This window comes from Klebsiella sp. WOUb02 (assembly GCF_050058015.1).
In the GTDB taxonomy this organism is placed as follows: Bacteria; Pseudomonadota; Gammaproteobacteria; order Enterobacterales; family Enterobacteriaceae; genus Klebsiella.
The window spans coordinates 3629167-3647916 of sequence record NZ_CP170110.1; the positions used below are offsets into that span (position 1 = coordinate 3629167).

Below are 18750 nucleotides of genomic sequence, written 5' to 3' on the forward strand. Positions count from 1 at the left end.
TGTTAATAATTTCCCGTAGACTTTCCGCCGGGCGGAATTCATGGGTAATAGTATACGCTTTGATGCTGCACGAAGCACACCAAAGGCGGCGAATCATACAGAATTTGACCGACGGATGCAAACTGATCCGCGAGCCCTTATCACAATGTGTATACTAAGCGGCCAGATTTCAAGTCAGGAAGATGACATGCCCGTCGCCCACGTAGCCCTGCCCGTTCCGCTGCCTCGTACCTTTGACTATTTGCTCCCTGAGGGCATCACGGTCAAAGCGGGCTGTCGCGTACGCGTGCCGTTTGGTAAACAGGAGCGCATTGGAATTGTCACCGCGATTAGCCAGCGCAGCGAGCTGCCGCTGGATGAGCTCAAACCGGTGGCAGAAGCGCTGGACGCCGAGCCGGTCTTTTCTTCCTCTATCTGGCGGCTGCTGCTGTGGGCGGCAGACTACTATCACCATCCGATTGGCGATGTACTGTTTCACGCCCTGCCCATCGCCCTGCGCCAGGGAAAACCGGCCAGCGCGACGCCGCTCTGGTACTGGTTTGCCACCGAGCAGGGCCAGGCGGTTGACATCAACGGCCTCAAGCGTTCGCCGAAGCAGCAGCAGGCGCTGGCCGCGCTGCGTCAGGGAAAAATCTGGCGTCACCAGGTGGCGGAGCTGGAGTTCAGCGACGCGGCGCTGCAGGCGCTGCGCGGGAAAGGGCTCTGCGAACTGGCGAACGAAGCGCCGGCCCTCACCGACTGGCGGACCGGCTTTACCGTACCCGGAGAGCGGCTGCGCCTGAATACCGAACAGGCCACCGCCGTTGGGGCGATCCACAGCGCCTCCGACCGCTTTTCCACCTGGTTGCTGGCAGGGATCACCGGCTCGGGGAAAACCGAAGTTTATCTTAGCGTACTGGAAAACGTGCTGGCGCAGGGCCGCCAGGCGCTGGTGATGGTGCCGGAAATCGGCCTGACCCCGCAAACCATCGCCCGCTTTCGCCAGCGCTTTAACGCTCCCGTTGAAGTGCTGCACTCCGGACTTAACGATAGCGAACGCCTCTCGGCATGGCTCAAGGCCAAAAACGGCGAAGCGGCGATTGTTATCGGTACCCGTTCGTCGTTATTTACCCCGTTTAAAGACCTCGGGGTGATCGTTATTGATGAAGAGCACGACAGCTCCTATAAGCAGCAGGAAGGCTGGCGCTATCACGCCCGCGACCTCGCGGTATGGCGCGCCCATAGCGAGCGGATTCCGATTATTCTCGGCTCGGCAACCCCGGCGCTGGAGACGTTACACAACGTTCGCCAGGGCAAATATCGTCAGCTGAAGCTGACCCGGCGCGCGGGTAACGCCCGCCCGGCCCAGCAGCACGTGCTGGATTTAAAAGGCCAGCAGCTGCAGTCGGGGCTCTCTCCGGCGCTGATCGCCCGGATGCGTCAGCACCTGCAGGCCGATAATCAGGTCATCCTGTTTTTAAACCGCCGCGGCTTCGCCCCGGCGCTGCTGTGCCATGACTGCGGCTGGATTGCCGAATGCCCGCGCTGCGATAGCTATTACACCCTGCACCAGGCGCAGCATCATCTGCGCTGCCACCACTGCGACAGCCAGCGCCCCGTCCCGCGTCAGTGCCCTTCCTGCGGCTCGACGCACCTGGTGCCGGTAGGGCTCGGTACGGAGCAGCTGGAGCAGGCGCTGGCGCCGCTGTTTCCCGGAGTGCCGATATCCCGCGTTGACCGGGATACGACCAGCCGTAAAGGGGCGCTTGAACAGCATCTCTCCGATATTCATCGCGGCGGCGCGCGTATTCTGATTGGTACCCAGATGCTGGCAAAAGGTCACCACTTTCCGGATGTCACCCTGGTCTCTCTGCTCGACGTCGACGGGGCGCTGTTTTCCGCCGATTTCCGCTCGGCGGAGCGCTTCGCCCAGCTCTACACCCAGGTATCAGGCCGCGCGGGCCGCGCCGGGAAACAGGGCGAGGTGATCCTCCAGACCCACCACCCGGAGCATCCGCTGCTGCAAACGCTGCTATATAAAGGCTATGACGCCTTCGCGGATCAGGCGCTCGCCGAACGCCAGGCGATGCAGACTGCCGCCGTGGACCAGCCACGTGCTGATTCGCGCGGAAGACCATAACAATCAGCAGGCGCCGCTGTTCCTGCAGCAGCTGCGTAACCTGCTGCAGGCCAGCCCGCTGGCCGACGATAAGCTGTGGGTCCTTGGTCCGGTTCCGGCGCTGGCGCCAAAGCGCGGAGGCCGCTGGCGCTGGCAGATCCTGCTGCAGCACCCGTCACGCACCCGCCTGCAGCACATCGTCAGCGGTACGCTGGCCCTGATCAATACGCTGCCGGAAGCACGCAAGGTGAAGTGGATGCTCGACGTCGATCCTATTGAAGGTTAAGCCTTCTCTTGCGAGGCGGATCGAAAAAATTCAATGCTCATCACGTTTTTCATGAAAATTCTGTAACTCTCTGTAGCGACTATCTGTTAAAAATGTTGTTGATGTCAGAACACAAAGGATGTGTCTGCGCCAGTCAGCGAGGAGAAAACAGGTGAAGCCCAAAAAACAGGTGGTTGCCGCCACGATGAAAGACGTTGCCCTGAAGGCTAACGTTTCAACGGCAACCGTATCCCGAGCGTTAATGAATCCCGATAAGGTTTCACAGACCACCCGTAATCGGGTGGAGCAGGCGGCGCTGGAGGTCGGCTATTTGCCGCAGTCGCTCGGGCGGAATATGAAACGCAACGAATCGCGCACGATCCTGGTGATTGTGCCGGATATTTGCGATCCCTTCTTCAGTGAAATTATCCGCGGTATCGAAATCACCGCTGCGGAACAGGAGTACCTGGTGCTGATCGGCGACTGCGCCCATCAAAACCGCCAGGAAAAAACCTTTATCGATCTGATTATTACCAAGCAGATCGACGGCATGCTGCTGCTCGGCTCCCGGCTGCCGTTCGATGCCGGCGTAGAGGAGCAGCGCAATCTGCCGCCGATGGTAATGGCAAACGAATTTGCGCCAGAGCTCGAGCTGCCGACGGTGCATATCGATAACCTCACCGCCGCCTTCAACGCCGTCAACTACCTACACGAGCAGGGACACAAGCGGATTGGCTGTATCGCCGGCCCGGAAGAGATGCCGCTGTGTCACTACCGCCTGCAGGGCTACGTTCAGGCGCTGCGCCGCAGCGGGATAACCGTCGAGCCGCAGTATATTGCCCGCGGCAATTTTACCTATGAAGCCGGTTCTAACGCCCTTGAGCAGCTGTTATCGCTGCCCGTGCCGCCGACGGCTATATTCTGCCATAGCGATATTATGGCGCTGGGGGCGCTGTCGCTGGCAAAACGCCGCGGCCTGAAAATTCCTGACGATTTGTCTATTATTGGTTTCGATAACATCTCTTTGTCTGAATTTTGCGATCCGCCATTGACGACCGTTGCGCAACCGCGCTTTGATATCGGCCGCGAAGCGATGCTGCTATTGCTGGACCAGCTGCAGGGCCACAGCGTCAGCAGCGGCTCGCGGCTGCTGGACTGCGAACTGATCGTTCGCGGCAGTACGCGAAAAATCAGAGTATAACCATCAGGCTTTCGGGCCTGCTCTTCTGGTCAAAGGCCCGCTGCTTAAGTAACATGGCGGACTGACGAACGAATAAGACAGCGAAACGATAGTGGCACAACGAGATTATGTACGCCGCAGCCAACCGGCTTCTTCGCGGCGCAAAAAGAGCAATACCCGAAGCTCAAGGAACAAGAAAAGCGGCCTTTCTGCTGTTTCACCAACTATGGTGGCAATCGCGGCGGCCGTGCTGGTGGCCTTTATCGGTGGACTGTACTTCATCACGCATCACAAAAAAGAAGAAGCTGAAGCGCTGCAAAACCGCCAGGCGGCAGGTAACGGCCTACCGCCGAAACCGGAAGAGCGCTGGCGCTATATAAAAGAGCTGGAAAGTCGTCAGCCCGGCGTCCGCGCGCCGACTGAACCGACGGCCGGCGGCGAAGTGATGAAGCCCGAACAGCTGACCAACGAACAGCGCCAGCTGCTGGCACAGATGCAGGCCGATATGCGCCAGCAGCCCACTCAGCTGACCGAAGTGCCGTGGAACGAACAGACTCCGGCGCAGCGTCAGCAGACGCTGCAGCGCCAGCGTCTGGCTCAGCAGCAGGTACAGCAGCAGGTACAGCAGCAGCAGTGGACGCAAACCCAGCAGCAGGCGCCGGTACAGCAGCCGCGCGTACAGCCGCGGGTGGCTGAACAGCCGATCCCGCAGCCGAAGCCGGTACAGCAGCCGAAACAAACCGCGGCAGCGCAGCAGCCGTATCAGGATCTGCTGCAGACGCCAGCGCATACCGCAACGGCGCCTAAAACGCAGACGCAGGCCGCCGCGCCGGTTGCGCGGGTTGAAGAAGCGCCAAAAGCCGCCGCCGAGAAGAAAGACGATCGCAGCTGGATGGTCCAGTGCGGCTCCTTTAAAGGAGCCGAACAGGCGGAAACCGTGCGCGCTCAGCTGGCCTTTGAAGGCTTTGCCTCGCACATCACCACCAACAACGGCTGGAATCGCGTGGTCATTGGGCCGCTGAAAGGCAAGGAAAATGCCAACGACACGATCGTGCGCCTGAAAATGGCCGGACACGCAAACTGCATTCGTCTCGCCGCCAGGGGTTGAAACCCTCAAAATCCCCCCCATCTATAATTGCATTCCGCCCCGCGTAAAGCGCGGGGCCCCTATTCCGCTTTTGTAACCAAGGGGTCCGCTCGTGACAACAATAGTTAGTGTTCGCCGTAACGGCCATGTGGTTATTGCCGGCGATGGCCAGGCCACGCTGGGCAACACCGTAATGAAAGGCAACGTGAAAAAAGTCCGCCGTCTCTACAATGACAAAGTGATTGCGGGCTTCGCCGGCGGCACCGCAGACGCCTTTACGCTGTTTGAACTGTTTGAACGTAAACTGGAAATGCATCAGGGCCATCTGGTCAAAGCCGCCGTTGAGCTGGCGAAAGACTGGCGTACCGACCGCATGCTGCGCAAGCTGGAAGCGCTGCTGGCGGTTGCGGATGAAAACGCCTCCCTGATCATCACCGGTAACGGTGACGTGGTGCAGCCAGAAAATGATTTAATTGCTATCGGCTCCGGTGGTCCCTACGCCCAGGCCGCTGCCCGCGCTCTGCTGGAAAATACCGATATGGGCGCTCGCGACATCGCAGAGAAGGCGTTGAATATTGCAGGCGATATCTGCATTTATACCAACCATTTCCACACCATCGAAGAATTAGCCTCTAAAGCGTAAGGATCTCCCATGTCTGAAATGACCCCACGCGAAATTGTCAGCGAACTGGACAAACATATTATTGGTCAGGACGCGGCTAAGCGTTCTGTCGCTATCGCCCTGCGTAACCGCTGGCGCCGTATGCAGCTTAGCGAAGAGCTGCGCCATGAAGTTACGCCGAAAAACATTCTGATGATCGGCCCAACCGGCGTCGGTAAAACGGAAATCGCGCGTCGCCTGGCAAAGCTGGCCAACGCGCCGTTCATCAAAGTTGAAGCGACCAAATTCACCGAAGTGGGCTATGTCGGTAAAGAAGTGGACTCCATCATCCGCGATCTGACCGATGCGGCGATCAAAATGGTCCGCATGCAGTCCATCGATAAAAACCGTTATCGCGCGGAAGAGCTGGCGGAAGAGCGCATTCTGGACGTGCTGATCCCGCCGGCGAAAAATAACTGGGGCCAGGCTGAGCAAACTCAGGAGCCGTCCGCGGCTCGTCAGGCGTTCCGTAAAAAGCTGCGCGAAGGCCAGCTCGATGATAAAGAGATCGAGATTGACCTTGCCGCTGCGCCGATGGGCGTAGAGATCATGTCCCCTCCGGGCATGGAAGAGATGACCAGCCAGCTGCAGTCCATGTTCCAGAACCTGGGCGGGCAGAAGCAGAAACCGCGCAAGCTGAAAATCAAAGACGCGATGAAGCTGCTGATTGAAGAAGAAGCGGCGAAACTGGTTAATCCGGAAGAGCTGAAGCAGGATGCTATCGATGCGGTAGAGCAGCACGGCATCGTATTTATCGACGAGGTCGACAAAATCTGTAAGCGCGGCGGCAATAGCTCCGGCCCGGACGTGTCTCGCGAAGGCGTCCAGCGCGATCTGCTGCCGCTGGTTGAAGGCTGTACCGTCTCAACCAAGCACGGCATGGTGAAAACTGACCACATTCTGTTTATCGCCTCCGGCGCATTCCAGGTGGCCAGCCCGTCGGACCTGATCCCTGAACTGCAGGGTCGTCTGCCGATTCGCGTCGAGTCTGAAAGCGCTGACCACCGAAGACTTCGAGCGCATCCTCACCGAGCCGAATGCTTCGATTACCGTGCAGTATAAAGCGCTGATGGCCACCGAAGGCGTGAGCATCGAGTTTACGCAAGACGGCATCAAGCGTATCGCCCAGGCCGCATGGCAGGTCAACGAAACGACCGAGAACATCGGCGCGCGCCGTCTGCACACCGTCCTGGAGCGTTTGATTGAAGATATCTCCTACGATGCCAGCGAAATGAACGGCCAGAGCATCACCATTGATGCTGAATATGTCGGTAAACATCTCGATGTTCTGGTGGCGGATGAAGATCTGAGTCGTTTTATCCTATAATCCGGTTCAATATATTTTCATCACAATCGATGGGGCTATATATAGCCCCATTTTTATTGGCCGGGAACCATGACTGAACAACCTATAAACCGCACCCAGGCCTGGCTGGAAAGCCTGCGCCCAAAAACGCTGCCTCTGGCCTTTGCTGCTATCGTTGTCGGCACGGCGCTTGCCTGGCGCCAGGGTTATTTCGATCCCTGGGTGGCTCTGCTGGCGCTGATTACCGCCGGTCTGCTGCAAATTTTATCCAATCTGGCTAACGATTACGGCGATGCGGTAAAGGGCAGCGACAAGCCCGATCGCCTGGGCCCGCTGCGCGGGATGCAAAAAGGGGCGATCAGCCAGGCGCAGATGAAGCGTGCGCTCATCCTCACCGTGGTGCTTATCTGTCTTTCCGGACTGGCTCTGCTGTTTTCCGCCTGGCAAACCATGGCCGATTTTATTGGCTTTCTGGTTTTGGGTGGCCTGGCCATCGTGGCGGCCATCACCTATACCGTCGGCACCCGCCCTTACGGCTATATCGGCCTTGGCGATATTTCGGTGCTGGTCTTCTTTGGCTGGCTGAGCGTGGCGGGAAGCTGGTACCTTCAGGCCCACACGATTGCCGCAAACGTCTTCCTGCCGGCAACGGCCTGCGGCCTGCTCGCGGCGGCGGTACTCAATATCAATAACCTACGCGATATCGATAGCGACCGGGAAAACGGCAAAAACACGCTGGCCGTGCGCCTTGGCCCGATCAACGCCCGCCGCTACCACGCCTGTCTGTTAATCGGCGCTCCGCTATGCCTGGCGCTGTTTAATCTGCTCTCTCTGCACAGTCCGTGGGGCTGGCTGTTTATCCTCGCTACGCCGCTGCTGGTGAAGCAGGTGCGATTTGTCATGCGCGAGCGCGAACCGGTGGCGATGCGTCCAATGCTGGAACGGACGGTAAAAGCGGCTCTGTTAACCAACCTGCTGTTTGTCATCGGGATTATTTGCAGCAAGCTGCTGGGTTAACTGACAAATATCAATTAACAATTGATGATTTTGCCAACAATGGGTTTCGCGAGATATACTAAAAACTCTCGCAGCAACTGAACGTTAAGCCTATGAAATACGATACTTCCGAGCTTTGTGACATCTACCAGGAGGATGTCAACGTAGTGGAACCTCTGTTCTCCAACTTTGGGGGACGGTCGTCGTTTGGTGGACAAATCATCACGGTGAAATGTTTCGAGGATAACGGGTTGCTATACGATATGCTCGAACAGAACGGCCGTGGTCATATTCTGCTGATCGATGGCGGCGGTTCCGTCCGACGGGCGCTGATTGACGCAGACCTGGCGCGTCTGGCGGTGCAGAATGAGTGGGAAGGCGTGGTGGTTTACGGCGCGGTACGTCAGGTAGACGATCTGGAAGAGCTGGATATCGGCATCCAGGCGCTGGCGGCCATTCCCGTAGGTGCCGCGGGTGAAGGCATCGGCGAAAGCGACGTCCGCGTCAACTTCGGCGGCGTGACCTTCTTCTCCGGCGACCATCTGTACGCCGATAATACCGGAATCATCCTCTCCGAGGATGCGCTGGATATCGAATAACCCGCCCAATAAAAAAGGCCTTCTCAGAGAGAAGGCCTTTTTGTTTCACGCCGAAACTTAGTACAGTTTCTTCGCGCAATCCAGCCAGTCATTTTTGAACGGACGCTTCATGTTTTCGATAGCGTCGATGATGTCGTGATGAACCAGCTTCTCGTTCTGAATACCGACGCAGCGGCCGCCAAAGCCCTGCTGCAGCAGTTCAATCGCGTATGAGCCCATGCGGGATGCCAGGATACGGTCGTAAGGAACCGGAGAGCCGCCGCGCTGAATGTGGCCCAGAACGGTAGCACGGGTTTCGCGGCCGGTTTCCTTCTCGATGTAGTGCGCCAGCTCGTCCACGTCGCACATATGTTCGGTAATCGCCACGATGGCGTGTTTCTTCCCTTTGGCGATGCCCGCTTTGATTTCTGCGACCAGATCGTCACGCGAATATTCTACTTCCGGCACCATGATGAACTCACAGCCGCCGGCAATCGCCGCTGCCAGGGTCAGGTCGCCGCAGTAACGGCCCATCACTTCAACCACGGAAATACGCTGGTGGGAAGAAGAGGTGTCGCGCAGGCGGTCGATTGCTTCAACAACGGTGCTCAGCGCGGTGAAGAAACCGATGGTGTAGTCGGTGCCCTTGATGTCGTTATCGATGGTGCCCGGCAGACCGATACATGGGAAGCCCATTTCAGTCAGGCGCATCGCCCCCATATACGAACCATCACCGCCGATAACCACCAGCGCATCCAGGCCGCGCTTTTTCATGTTCTCAAGGGCCACGGCGCGAATATGCTCTTCGCGGAATTCCGGGAAACGCGCCGACCCCAGGAAGGTGCCGCCACGGTTGATCATATCGGAAACGCTATAGCGGTCGAGCTGGACCATACGATCTTCATACAACCCGAGGTAACCGTCATAGATTCCAAAAACTTCCAGACCTTCCGTTAATGCCGCGCGCACAACGCCGCGAATTGCCGCATTCATGCCCGGCGCATCACCGCCACTTGTCAACACACCGATTTTCTTAATCATGACTACCTCTGAACTTAGGAAGCAAAAAATAATCCTGTTGCCTGAAGCGCTCCCTTATCAGGAGTGCACGACGATAATTGCAATAGTATATCAAACGCTTCTGGCTGAATTGATTCAGGTCAGACCAAACGGCGGTAATTTATACAAATAATGCCGGGCTGCCCCACATTTTTACATCGAGTTTACAGACTATAACTCAAAGCTTAAAAAACGCCCTGCCGCGCCAGCGGCACCACAGAACAGGGGTCCTGATGGATAATGACATCAGAACCCGGAAAACGGTGCAGAATCGCCTGCTCCACCTGGTCGGCAATGACGTGCGCCTGAACCAATGGCAGGTTATCTTCCATTTCCAAATGTATTTGAATAAAGCGAGTCGGCCCTGACTGCCGCGTCCGTAGATCGTGTGCTCCGCTGACGCCCGGCCATGCGGTCACGATATTGATAATGTCCTGACGTTCCTCATCAGGCTGCGCTCGGTCTAACAGCGACTGGACGGCCTCATAGGCCATGCGCAGCGCGCTATACAGAATATAGACGCCAATTCCTAGCGCAAATAGCGCATCGGCACGATGCCAGCCGTACCAGGAGAGGCCCAGCGCCACCAGAATAGCGCCGTTCATCATAACATCAGACTGATAATGAAGCATATCTGCGCGCACCGCCTGACTCCGCGTTTTTCTCACCACCCAGCGCTGAAACGTCACCAGCACCAGCGTACTGAGCAGCGCAATCAGGGTCACAATCATCCCGATGCCCGCCGCCTGCATCGGTTCCGGGCGCGCCAGATGCTGAATGCCGGTTAAAAACAGGAACAGTGCCGACCCGGAGATAAACATACTTTGCGCCAGCGCCGCCAGCGACTCGGCCTTACCGTGGCCAAAGGTATGCTCCTCATCGGCAGGCTGCAGCGAATAGCGCACCACCAGGAGGTTGGTTAACGAAGCGGCAATATCCACCAGCGAGTCCACCAGCGCAGCCAGAATACTCACAGAACCGGTGTACCACCACGCAAAAATTTTGATCAAAAGTAACGTGGAGGCCATCACCGTCGCCGCAACAGCCGCACGACTCACCAGCCGGCCATAAGATTGATTCATAAACGCTCCTTCACCCGCAATGCGCTTAGTATAACCCGATCTATTGCGACGACGGATGGCAAGCGGGGGGTCGTTTAGCTGAATGACAGGCAAAAAAAAACCCCACATCATGTGGGGGAAGACAGGGATGGTGCGCTAAGGGTGGCATCATCCAACTGATAAAAAAGGATTTTTATCAAGCAGTGTCCACACTGCGACCATATCGACAAAAAGCCACGGTTACCCGTGGCTTCCTTTTGCGCTCACTTCCACCCGCATGACTTCTGTAGTGGTTTGATGGCCTCTGAAAGTCCCTTGAGATCGAAAGTAGTGGTAGCTGAATTTTCATTATATGGAGTAATCTGCGCCAGCATTTTTCCAGACTTCTCAAGACTCTTGATAAAATCAATTGTCCTGCCCCTGTAGAAAACTGCTTTTGTATTACCTGATATATCCCACACTTTTGTGACCGCCTTTTGCTTATCAAGCCTGTGAAGCATAGAGGTTTCACCAAGTCCTAAATAGACATCCCAGTTAATGAATAACTCAGTCTTCCTCTCTCTGCATGTAATAAAAAGTACGGGGGTGGAGGTTCTTCCAAAATTTGATGAGATCGGTAAATCGGCTGTCAGCATAGCAAAAACATTTGTCGAGTCATCAATATCTGATTCGACCGTTGATACTTGCCACTTCCCTGTGTCGCTTTTTTCCTCCGGGCTCTGTATCTCATTTGGCGGCAACAACAGATCGTAGCAACCTAACCTTTTTGTACCGTTTTCCTCGGCCTGGCACTTTGCCAAATCATCTTTGCTTACTGTGGGGGCTTCCTCTGTCTTTGGTTTCGGCTTTTCTTGCGCGTGAACCCCCAAAGAAATGAGCGCACCGAAGAAGGTCGCAAGAAATAAACAACTCTTCTTCATGTGGTTATCCCTTTGGTCTTGTGAGAAATACAAGGGTTCCGATTATTACATCACCAATAACCCAAATGGTCCCCATAGCCATCATTCCCAACCCAGCTCCCAAAGCGGCCCCGGCTCTTTCCGCGTCCGATGAGGCTTGACTGATCACCTCGCCGCTGCCACCTAACCCCTTAAAAACAGCGTAGATCATGAAGATATTAAACAGGATGAATACCCATTTAATTAACTTCCCAAAAATTGAGCGGCGTGGTTTTTTTAGCTGCTTGCCACAAGATGGGCACCTCAAAGCGGAATCACTTACTTCCTTCCTGCATTCCGGACAACTGACCAAAGCCATAATGCATCCCCTTAATTATTTAATAATTGCCATTTGTTACAAAACATTTTGATTTTATCGGATTACTCTGAATTGACAAGAAAATAGCCCCGCGAAATGCGGGGCTTGTTTTATACGGCGAGACTTAATTGCGGATCGCCATAGTGGGATGACGGAAACGCATCTGAGGGGATAAAGCCAGGCGGCAACTTTTCGCGATGGCCGCGCTTTGTTACCAGCTTTTCAACGCTGTTAAGTGTGGTAAAAGTGATGCTGCACTCAAAGTTTTGGCACTGGTGATAATGGCGAACGGTGGTATTACTCAATGGGCTACTGGTGCGCGTTTTAGCAACGGCACCGCAAATAGGACACTTGAACATGATGGCCTCCCGGGCGGGAGTTGAACTCACCGTTATTATGGCTGCTACGACTCCGTTTCTGCAATCCATTCAGGTATTTTCGCTTCAAGCTCCAGCTGCGTTTTAAATCCGCCGTCGTCGATCGTGTGCGTGGCCTTCGCAATTATCCAGTCCTGATTATTTATATCCGTCTTAAATCCCGATACCGTGCCGTGCATCTCGGGGTACAGATCTGCGCGGCCGTAAGCCAGTGTCATATTAAATTCGGCAGCGCCGCGTTTGAGCTGCTGCCACTTTGCCGCAGCGGCCCGCTGGGCGGCGATCTCATTGTTGAAGGTTGTACGCAGCACAAATACGTTGCCGTCTTCACCGGCGATATAATCCCCTTCCCTTGCGCTGCTGCGCGGCTTGTTCTCGGTCTTTTTCTTGCGTTCCTTGACGGTGACTTTCTTCTTTTTGCCGAACTCCAGATCCAGCCAGTACGCCTGCACGCCGGTGTAAGCGTCACGGTCAGCGATGCGGAAGGAATGCCGGTCGCCACTGGAGCGGGTGATCGCAAACTCCGGCAGGGCTTTGCCGTTCGCGCTGACGCCACCACCCGGCAGGATAAACAGAAGGCTACCGTTTTTGATGGTGGCAATAGCCCCCAGCAGGTCGGCCATCCTCGTCAGAAATGACATATCGCTTTCCTGAGTCTGGTCAGCATGGTCAATCTCGGCGCTCATCAGTTGCTCGGAAATCACCGGCGTCAGTTTGTAACGCCTGGCGATGGCTGACACGATGCGCTCAACCGTCACGTCATGCCATGACACCTCGCGCTTGACGTTGAACTCGTCCCGAAAATCTGCACTGCGGGCGGTGATCTCCAGCCTGTCTGGCGGCCCTGAATGCGCGACCTCGTCAACAGTGTAAACCCCTTTGTAAACCAGCGGCTCGCCCTGCCACCCCAGCGACACCGACAGACTCAGCACCACGCGGCGGCAGTTCGATCAATCCGTCGCTGTCGTCGATAGCAATAGTCAGCTCGTCGGCCTCAAATCCGCGGTTGTCGGTCAGCTCCAGCGAAATGATACGCGGATCCAGCTGCGTCAGTGCTTTGCCGCCCATCAGGATACTGAAGGCCGGTACTCGCGACAGTTCGGACTGATAGTCCTGGAATCGCTGCGCCCCTTCGTCCAGCAACGCTTTTGCTTTGTCGATAGTGTCTGTCGTCAGTGCCATATGCATTCCCCCGCCGTTGATGTTTTCATGCGCGCGCGATACTGGCGATGGCTTTTTGTTGTGACAGACCGGTCACAACCCTGAAGGCACGACAGCGGCCCGCCATCCCGGCGATGATGACCGCGAACTCACTCAACATGATGGCGGTAGAGTATGACCGACAACTTTTTTCACGGGGCGCGCGTCAAGGAAAATACCGACCTCCAGACCGCGATCAATGACATTGATTCAACGGTCATTGGTCTGGTCGCGGTAGCCGAAGACGCCGACCCTCTTACTTTTCCACTTAACACCCCGGTGCTGGTGACGCGGGTTATCAGCGTACTCGGCAAAGCAGGTAAAACCGGTTCGCTCTACAAATCGCTGAAAGCTATTTCCGACCAGGTCAGCACCCGCGTGATTGTTGTACGCGTGGCAGAGGCCGGAACTGGCGAGGACGATCCGACACAGTCGCAGCTGATTATCGGCGGCACGCAGGCTGACGGCAGCTACACCGGGATGTTTGCCTTTCTGACGGCGGAGCAGAAAACCGGCTATCGCCCTCGCATTCTCGGCATTCCGGAGTACGACACCGCCGAAGTGACCGCGCAGCTGCGGGTTATCGCGAAGCAGACTGCGGGCGTTCTCATACAGCTACTGCGACGGCTGCGACACCATCGCGGAGGCGAAAACCTACCGCGAGACGTTTGCGGAGCGCGAGGGAATGCTGATCTGGCCGAACTTCATCGCCTATAACCCGCTGACCGGTGTGAATGAAGAATTCCCGGCGGTGGCTTATGCGCTGGGTCTGCGGGCGCTTATCGATAACGAGCAGGGCTGGCATAAATCACTGTCTAACGTGCCGGTGAAAAATGTGCTGGGGATTGCGAAGGATGTGTTCTGGGCGTTGCAGGCGGAAGATTCCGACGCCAACGAGCTGAACGCCAACGAGATCACCACGCTCATTAAGCGCGATGGCTTCCGCTTCTGGGGCAACCGCACCACCGAGACCGAAGAATTCATTTTCGAGGTGTACACGCGAACCGCGCAGATTCTGGCAGACAGTATCGCAGAAGCGCAGTTCACCACCGTGGATACCCCGCTGACACCCGCGAACGTGAAAGACGTGGTGAGCGGGATTAACGCCAAGCTTCAGGCGCTGGTCACAGCAGGCAAGTTGATTGGTGCGGCCTGCTGGTATGACGTCGTTGATAACCCGGTAACAGGCATTCGCCAGGGTAAAGCTATCGTGCGCTATAACTACAGCCCGGTGCCGCCGCTGGAAGATCTGACGATGATCCAAACATTCACCGATCAGTATTACGAATCCGCTTTTGCATCGCTGGGAGGTGAATAGTGGCTATTCCTAAAAAACTCCGGCTGTTCACCGTCTTTGTGGACGGCGTGAACCATATCGGCAAAGTCCCCAGCGTGACGCTGCCGAAAGTGACCCGCAAGACCGAAGATTACCAGGGCGGCGGTATGCTCGGTTCGGTGGCGGTTGATCTGGGGCTGGATTCCGGCGCGCTGGACGCGTCAATGATTGTCGGTGGTGTGGTCGAAGAGCTGATCCTGAAATATGGCGGCGATATCGACGAAATGCGCCTGCGCTTTGTCGGCGAGTTTTACAGCGGCGGTACCAGCTCGTTACTGGAAGTTGAGATGCGCGGCCGCATCACCGAAATCGATCCGGGTGATGCGAAGCAGGGCGATGACACCAACCACACCTACGCCATCAAAAACACCTACTACAAGCTGTCGGTGGACGATAAGCCGCTGCTGGAAATCGACCTGCTGAACTTTATCTACAAGCGCAACGGGGAGAATCTCTACCCGGATCGCATTATGTCGGCGCTGGGCCTCGGCAGCTGATAGCCCTTTTTACTCACCTTTAAGGCGGCCTGATGGCCGCCCGGAGAAAATGCTATGTCCGTTATTCTCAGTAAGCCGGTTAAGCGCGGCGATCAGGAAATTATCACCATCACTATCACTGACACCATCAAACAGGCGGGTTCGCTACGTGGTCTGCGTCTGGTTGACGTGCTGAACTTCGATTTTGATGCGGTCTCCACCCTGCTGACGCGCACCACCAGTCCGCAGCTGACCAGCGCCGAGATTGCCGCGCTGGCAACCGGTGACTTCACTGCACTCTGCGAAGAGATCACGCCTTTTTTGACGAAACCGGCGCCGTCCGTACCGAACGCGGCGGAGACGGGGAGCGAATAAGAGAGGCGGTATTTTCTGACGTCGACGATCTGATCGCCGACATTGCAGTTATTTTTCACTGGCCGCCCTCCGAGATGTACGGCATGGAGCTGCGCGAGCTGATGGCCTGGCGCGAGAAGGCGGCCATCAGAAGCGGCAACCATGAACAGGAGGATGACGACGATGGATCTTAGTATTCGCGTTGCGTTCAGTGCCATTGATAAGCTCACCCGTCCGGTCAGTGCCGCCAGTAAAGCTATTGGCGGCCTTTCGGACTCCCTCAAGCAAACGCAGGGCTCAATCAAAGAGGTTGAGCGGCAATCTGCTGCCTTCAACCGTCTACGCGACAGCGTTAAAAAAACTTCCCGCACTATCGACGACACCACCCGTACGCTGGAAGGGCTGAGACAGGCCCAGCGGTCAGGTGCGACGCTGACGGATAAGCAACGCCAGCAGATGACCGATCTCGCGGCGAAGCTGGATCGTCTCAAAGTCCGACGCGATAAAGAGACAGAGAGTCTCCGGGGGGCCTCCGAGGCGCTCCGTCGTCATGGTGTCTCCCTTGCGGGTGGTAGTCAGACCATAGCCAGCGCCATTCGCCGAACCGAGCAATATAACCAGACCCTTGAGCGTGAACGCCGCCAGCTCGCTGCTGCCACGCAAGCGCGCATGCAGTATGACCGCGCGAAAGAGATCGCCGGCAAGATGCGCGGCGCCGGGCTGGCGATGACGGCGGCCAGTGCCGGTGGGTTCTATCTGGGTTCGCGGCTGATGGCGCCACAAATTCAGACACAGGAACACGCCTCCGTTATTGCTGCTCAGAATGGCGAGAGCGCAGCATCCGGCGGTCGCTACTCTCGCATCATTCAGAACATTAACGCCGCTGGCGTCAGTCGCGATTTAGCCCGCATCTCTGAGGCGGTGGCGGGTGTTCGCAGTACGCTGGGCGCGCTCGGCGCGGTAGGTGACGAGGAACTCACGCGCATTTCCCGCAAGGCGCTGGATCTGCAAGCCGTCCTTGGCGGGGATATGACGGAACATATCCAGATGGCGGCGATCATGATGAAAAACGGGCTAGCCCGTAACAGTGATGAGGCATTCGACCTTATCACGTCGGGCATGCAGCGCGTTTCCACGCAGATGCGCGGCGAGATGCCGGAAATCCTTCACGAGTATTCGACCCACTTCCGCAACATGGGCTTTACCGGTGCGGAAACCATGACGCTGCTGGTCAATATGGCTCAGCAGGGTAAGTTCGCGCTGGATAAAACCGGGGATGCCATCAAGGAATTCAGCATTCGCGGCTCTGACATGTCAAAAAACAGCGTCAGCGCCTACAAGGCGATCGGTCTTGACGCGGCAGCCATGTCATCGGCGATAGCCACCGGCGGCGAAAGTGCGCGCAAGGCGATGGAGAAGACCGCAAAAGGGCTGCTGTCCATTCAGGATCCGGCGACGAGGGCTAATGCCGCGATTTCGCTTTTTGGTACCCCGATTGAAGACCTGTCTATAGACCAGATCCCGGCGTTTCTTTCGGCGCTGGCGAACGTTTCTAATCGTCTCGGCGATACCAGGGGAAGCGCCGACAGGCTGGGCGATACCCTGCGCGATAACCTGCCTGGTGATATCAGCAAGCTGGGCGGGGCATTTGACGGGCTGCGCACGGAGGTGCTGACGGGGATGGATACCAGCCTTCGGACAATCACGCAGACACTGACGGCTTTCGTCAACAACCTGCGGGACTGGGTGAGTGAAAACCCGGAGCTTACACAGACTCTGGTGCTTGTCACTGCCGCGCTTGTGGCCCTGACTGGAGCGGTAGGCGTAGCGAGTCTCGCCGTCAGTTTCTACGTTGGCCCCTTTGCAAAGCTAAGGCTGGCTATTCAAAACATCGGCCTGTCTTCGATCACCGCAACCTCCAGTATCGCCAGACTTAACCTGGTTCTTTCCGGCCTGCGCGTCATTCTTGCAACACTACTCGGCATCCCCGGAGTGATTGCGCTGGGGTTTATCGCTGCTGGGCTGATTATCTGGAAATTCTGGGAGCCCATTAAAGCATTCTTTGGTGGTTTCCTTCGCGGGATATGGGAGGGATTAACCCCGCTCAGGAATGCATTCTCAGCGCTGGCGCCAGTATTCTCCTCCTTGGGTGATGCCATTAAAGCAGTGTGGGGATGGTTCAAAGACCTGCTGTCTCCGATGCAGGCCAGCAAGGATACGCTGGATAAATGCGCTACCGCCGGGGAGACTTTCGGGCGGGTGATGAGTTCTGCGCTCAGTTTCCTGCTGTGGCCGCTACAGCAGTTAATGAATGGCGTGGGCTGGCTGCTTGAAAAGCTGGATCTTATTCCTGAAGGGATAGACAGGGCCAGGCAGCAGGCTGACAAGGCACAGCGGGAACTTGAAGCCTCTGCGACAGCGCTGGCCGGGCATCAACTACCCCTGGGTCAGGCAACGGTGTCGAAACCAGCCGGGGGAAGTAAGCCGCCGGTTATCACTGGTGTTCAGGGTCACCTGAAAAACATCGATACGAATACCAAAGCAACGGCCAACAACACGAAGAAAGTCGGCCCCGGCGACATTGTCTTTAAAAATCTGCCGCGTGCGCTGGCGCTGCGTGGGGCTTATCAGGAGGCGCGGGTTATTCCGCAACCTGTGCCGCGCGTCGGCGGCGTTCTGTCGGTACCGACGGCGACGCAAGGGGCGACTTCTGCGCCGGTCGCCGCAGCTTCGGGTGCGGCGCCGTTCTTCCAGCTGGTCTTTAACGACGTCGGCAAACGCTCGGATCAGGAGCTTGAAAAGATGGTGCGCAACGCCGTGCGCGATGCAATGGCCAACACCCACAAAACTAACCGTGGTTCATTCCGCGATCGGGAGTAAGGAGGTTTTTATGATGATGGTATTCGGGATGTTTGTTTTTACGCTGCGCACTGTCCCGTATCAGCAGCTGCGCCACTCGCAGGAGTGGCGTCACGTTAAGAATGACCGGGTCAATCAATCGGCGGGCTGGCAGTACATCGGGCCCGGTGACGACACGATCACTCTTGACGGTGTGCTCTACCCGGAAATCACCGGCGGGCGGTGGTCGCTGTCGGCGCTGGAGACCATCGGCTTTGCCGGTCGCCCCTGGCCTCTGATTGAAGGTGACGGGCTGATTTACGGGATGTACGTCATGACACGTCTGGAGCGGGGAAAAACGGAGTTTGACCGCTACGGCAACCCCAAAAAAATTGAGTTCACTATCAGTCTGAGTCGGGCCGATGCGGATTTTCGCGAGAAGCTACAGACGTCGTCGGTCAGTGATGTGCTGGATGACCTTAAGACCAGTGCGACCAAAGCCGTTAACTCGGTTTCAAACTCGCTGAGCAGCCTGTTTTAACCCACAAAAAAGCCCCTTCGGTGAGGGGCTTTCACTGCCGGCAAACATCGCCATTCCTGACGATGGCGGTACCGCACCGC

At 56.7% G+C, this 18750-nt stretch carries 15 protein-coding genes and 4 pseudogenes; 13 read left to right on the forward strand and 6 right to left on the reverse strand.

Going from position 1 to position 18750, the window contains the following annotated elements; genetic code table 11:
* Positions 1-187: 187 nt before the first annotated feature.
* From priA to rraA, 7 genes and pseudogenes are all read left to right on the forward strand, one after another.
* Positions 188-2384, forward strand: a pseudogene (priA, locus tag ABOC21_RS24545) (primosomal protein N').
* Between the two features lie 151 nt (positions 2385-2535).
* Positions 2536-3564: a DNA-binding transcriptional regulator CytR gene (cytR, locus tag ABOC21_RS24550; RefSeq protein ID WP_426813594.1), complete on the forward strand. Its 1029-nt coding sequence runs from the start codon at positions 2536-2538 to the stop codon at positions 3562-3564.
* A 91-nt stretch (positions 3565-3655) separates the two neighbouring features.
* Positions 3656-4651, forward strand: a complete 996-nt coding sequence (ftsN, locus tag ABOC21_RS24555; RefSeq protein ID WP_426813595.1) for a cell division protein FtsN — start codon at positions 3656-3658, stop codon at positions 4649-4651.
* 91 nt (positions 4652-4742) lie between these two features.
* On the forward strand, positions 4743-5273 hold the full coding sequence (hslV, locus tag ABOC21_RS24560) for an ATP-dependent protease subunit HslV (protein ID WP_095105382.1): 531 nt from the start codon (positions 4743-4745) through the stop codon (positions 5271-5273).
* A gap of 9 nt (positions 5274-5282) precedes the next feature.
* Positions 5283-6618: pseudogene (gene hslU / locus ABOC21_RS24565) on the forward strand (HslU--HslV peptidase ATPase subunit).
* A 69-nt stretch (positions 6619-6687) separates the two neighbouring features.
* Positions 6688-7614: a 1,4-dihydroxy-2-naphthoate polyprenyltransferase gene (gene menA / locus ABOC21_RS24570; protein ID WP_426813596.1), complete on the forward strand. Its 927-nt coding sequence runs from the start codon at positions 6688-6690 to the stop codon at positions 7612-7614.
* Positions 7615-7706: 92 nt separating this feature from the next.
* Positions 7707-8192, forward strand: coding sequence for a ribonuclease E activity regulator RraA (gene rraA, locus ABOC21_RS24575; protein ID WP_095105378.1), 486 nt, complete (start codon positions 7707-7709; stop codon positions 8190-8192).
* 57 nt (positions 8193-8249) lie between these two features.
* On the opposite strand, the gene pfkA is transcribed toward rraA, so the two are convergent.
* The 6 genes and pseudogenes from pfkA to ABOC21_RS24605 form a co-directional block, all read right to left on the reverse strand.
* Positions 8250-9212 carry a 6-phosphofructokinase gene (gene pfkA / locus ABOC21_RS24580; protein WP_132731810.1) on the reverse strand — a complete coding sequence of 321 codons (963 nt, stop codon included), beginning with the start codon at positions 9210-9212 and terminating at the stop codon, positions 8250-8252.
* Positions 9213-9415: 203 nt separating this feature from the next.
* The gene (gene fieF / locus ABOC21_RS24585; protein WP_426813597.1) at positions 9416-10312 is read right to left on the reverse strand and encodes a CDF family cation-efflux transporter FieF; all 897 of its coding nucleotides are present in this window, start codon (positions 10310-10312) and stop codon (positions 9416-9418) included.
* A gap of 242 nt (positions 10313-10554) precedes the next feature.
* Positions 10555-11211 (reverse strand): type VI secretion system-associated protein TagO, encoded by a 657-nt coding sequence (locus ABOC21_RS24590; protein ID WP_426813598.1) that lies wholly within the window; start codon positions 11209-11211, stop codon positions 10555-10557.
* A gap of 4 nt (positions 11212-11215) precedes the next feature.
* Positions 11216-11548 (reverse strand): zinc ribbon domain-containing protein, encoded by a 333-nt coding sequence (locus tag ABOC21_RS24595; protein ID WP_048757645.1) that lies wholly within the window; start codon positions 11546-11548, stop codon positions 11216-11218.
* A 110-nt stretch (positions 11549-11658) separates the two neighbouring features.
* Positions 11659-11907, reverse strand: a complete 249-nt coding sequence (locus ABOC21_RS24600) for an ogr/Delta-like zinc finger family protein (RefSeq protein ID WP_426813599.1) — start codon at positions 11905-11907, stop codon at positions 11659-11661.
* 44 nt (positions 11908-11951) lie between these two features.
* Positions 11952-13107 (reverse strand): annotated as a pseudogene (locus tag ABOC21_RS24605) (phage late control D family protein).
* Positions 13108-13260: 153 nt separating this feature from the next.
* Here ABOC21_RS24605 and ABOC21_RS24610 point away from each other — a divergent pair.
* The 6 genes and pseudogenes from ABOC21_RS24610 (at position 13261) to ABOC21_RS24635 (ending at position 18670) form a co-directional block, all read left to right on the forward strand.
* Positions 13261-14443, forward strand: a pseudogene (locus ABOC21_RS24610) (phage tail sheath subtilisin-like domain-containing protein).
* The gene (locus ABOC21_RS24615) at positions 14443-14958 is read left to right on the forward strand and encodes a phage major tail tube protein (protein ID WP_023328126.1); all 516 of its coding nucleotides are present in this window, start codon (positions 14443-14445) and stop codon (positions 14956-14958) included. The pseudogene ABOC21_RS24610 and the gene ABOC21_RS24615 overlap by 1 nt, the downstream one beginning before the upstream one ends.
* Before the next feature lie 54 nt (positions 14959-15012).
* Positions 15013-15312: a phage tail assembly protein gene (locus ABOC21_RS24620; RefSeq protein WP_406905169.1), complete on the forward strand. Its 300-nt coding sequence runs from the start codon at positions 15013-15015 to the stop codon at positions 15310-15312.
* A gap of 32 nt (positions 15313-15344) precedes the next feature.
* The gene (locus ABOC21_RS24625; protein ID WP_032415160.1) at positions 15345-15485 is read left to right on the forward strand and encodes a GpE family phage tail protein; all 141 of its coding nucleotides are present in this window, start codon (positions 15345-15347) and stop codon (positions 15483-15485) included.
* Entirely contained in the window at positions 15475-18171 is a 2697-nt protein-coding gene (locus tag ABOC21_RS24630) for a phage tail tape measure protein (RefSeq protein WP_426813600.1), read from the forward strand. Before ABOC21_RS24625 ends, ABOC21_RS24630 begins: the two co-directional genes overlap by 11 nt.
* Before the next feature lie 10 nt (positions 18172-18181).
* Positions 18182-18670 (forward strand): phage tail protein, encoded by a 489-nt coding sequence (locus tag ABOC21_RS24635; RefSeq protein WP_426813601.1) that lies wholly within the window; start codon positions 18182-18184, stop codon positions 18668-18670.
* The last annotated feature ends 80 nt before the right edge of the window (positions 18671-18750 follow it).

Bases quoted from the DNA above. Each gene is read 5' to 3' on its own strand.
- ABOC21_RS24630 (WP_426813600.1), top strand. From the start codon at position 15,475: ATGGATCTTAGTATTCGCGTTGCGTTCAGTGCCATTGATAAGCTCACC.
- ABOC21_RS24620 (WP_406905169.1), top strand. From the start codon at position 15,013: ATGTCCGTTATTCTCAGTAAGCCGGTTAAGCGCGGCGATCAGGAAATT.
- rraA (WP_095105378.1), top strand. From the start codon at position 7,707: ATGAAATACGATACTTCCGAGCTTTGTGACATCTACCAGGAGGATGTC.
- menA (WP_426813596.1), top strand. From the start codon at position 6,688: ATGACTGAACAACCTATAAACCGCACCCAGGCCTGGCTGGAAAGCCTG.
- fieF (WP_426813597.1), bottom strand. From the start codon at position 10,312: ATGAATCAATCTTATGGCCGGCTGGTGAGTCGTGCGGCTGTTGCGGCG.
- pfkA (WP_132731810.1), bottom strand. From the start codon at position 9,212: ATGATTAAGAAAATCGGTGTGTTGACAAGTGGCGGTGATGCGCCGGGC.
- ABOC21_RS24635 (WP_426813601.1), top strand. From the start codon at position 18,182: ATGATGATGGTATTCGGGATGTTTGTTTTTACGCTGCGCACTGTCCCG.
- ABOC21_RS24590 (WP_426813598.1), bottom strand. From the start codon at position 11,211: ATGAAGAAGAGTTGTTTATTTCTTGCGACCTTCTTCGGTGCGCTCATT.
- ABOC21_RS24595 (WP_048757645.1), bottom strand. From the start codon at position 11,548: ATGGCTTTGGTCAGTTGTCCGGAATGCAGGAAGGAAGTAAGTGATTCC.
- ABOC21_RS24600 (WP_426813599.1), bottom strand. From the start codon at position 11,907: ATGTTCAAGTGTCCTATTTGCGGTGCCGTTGCTAAAACGCGCACCAGT.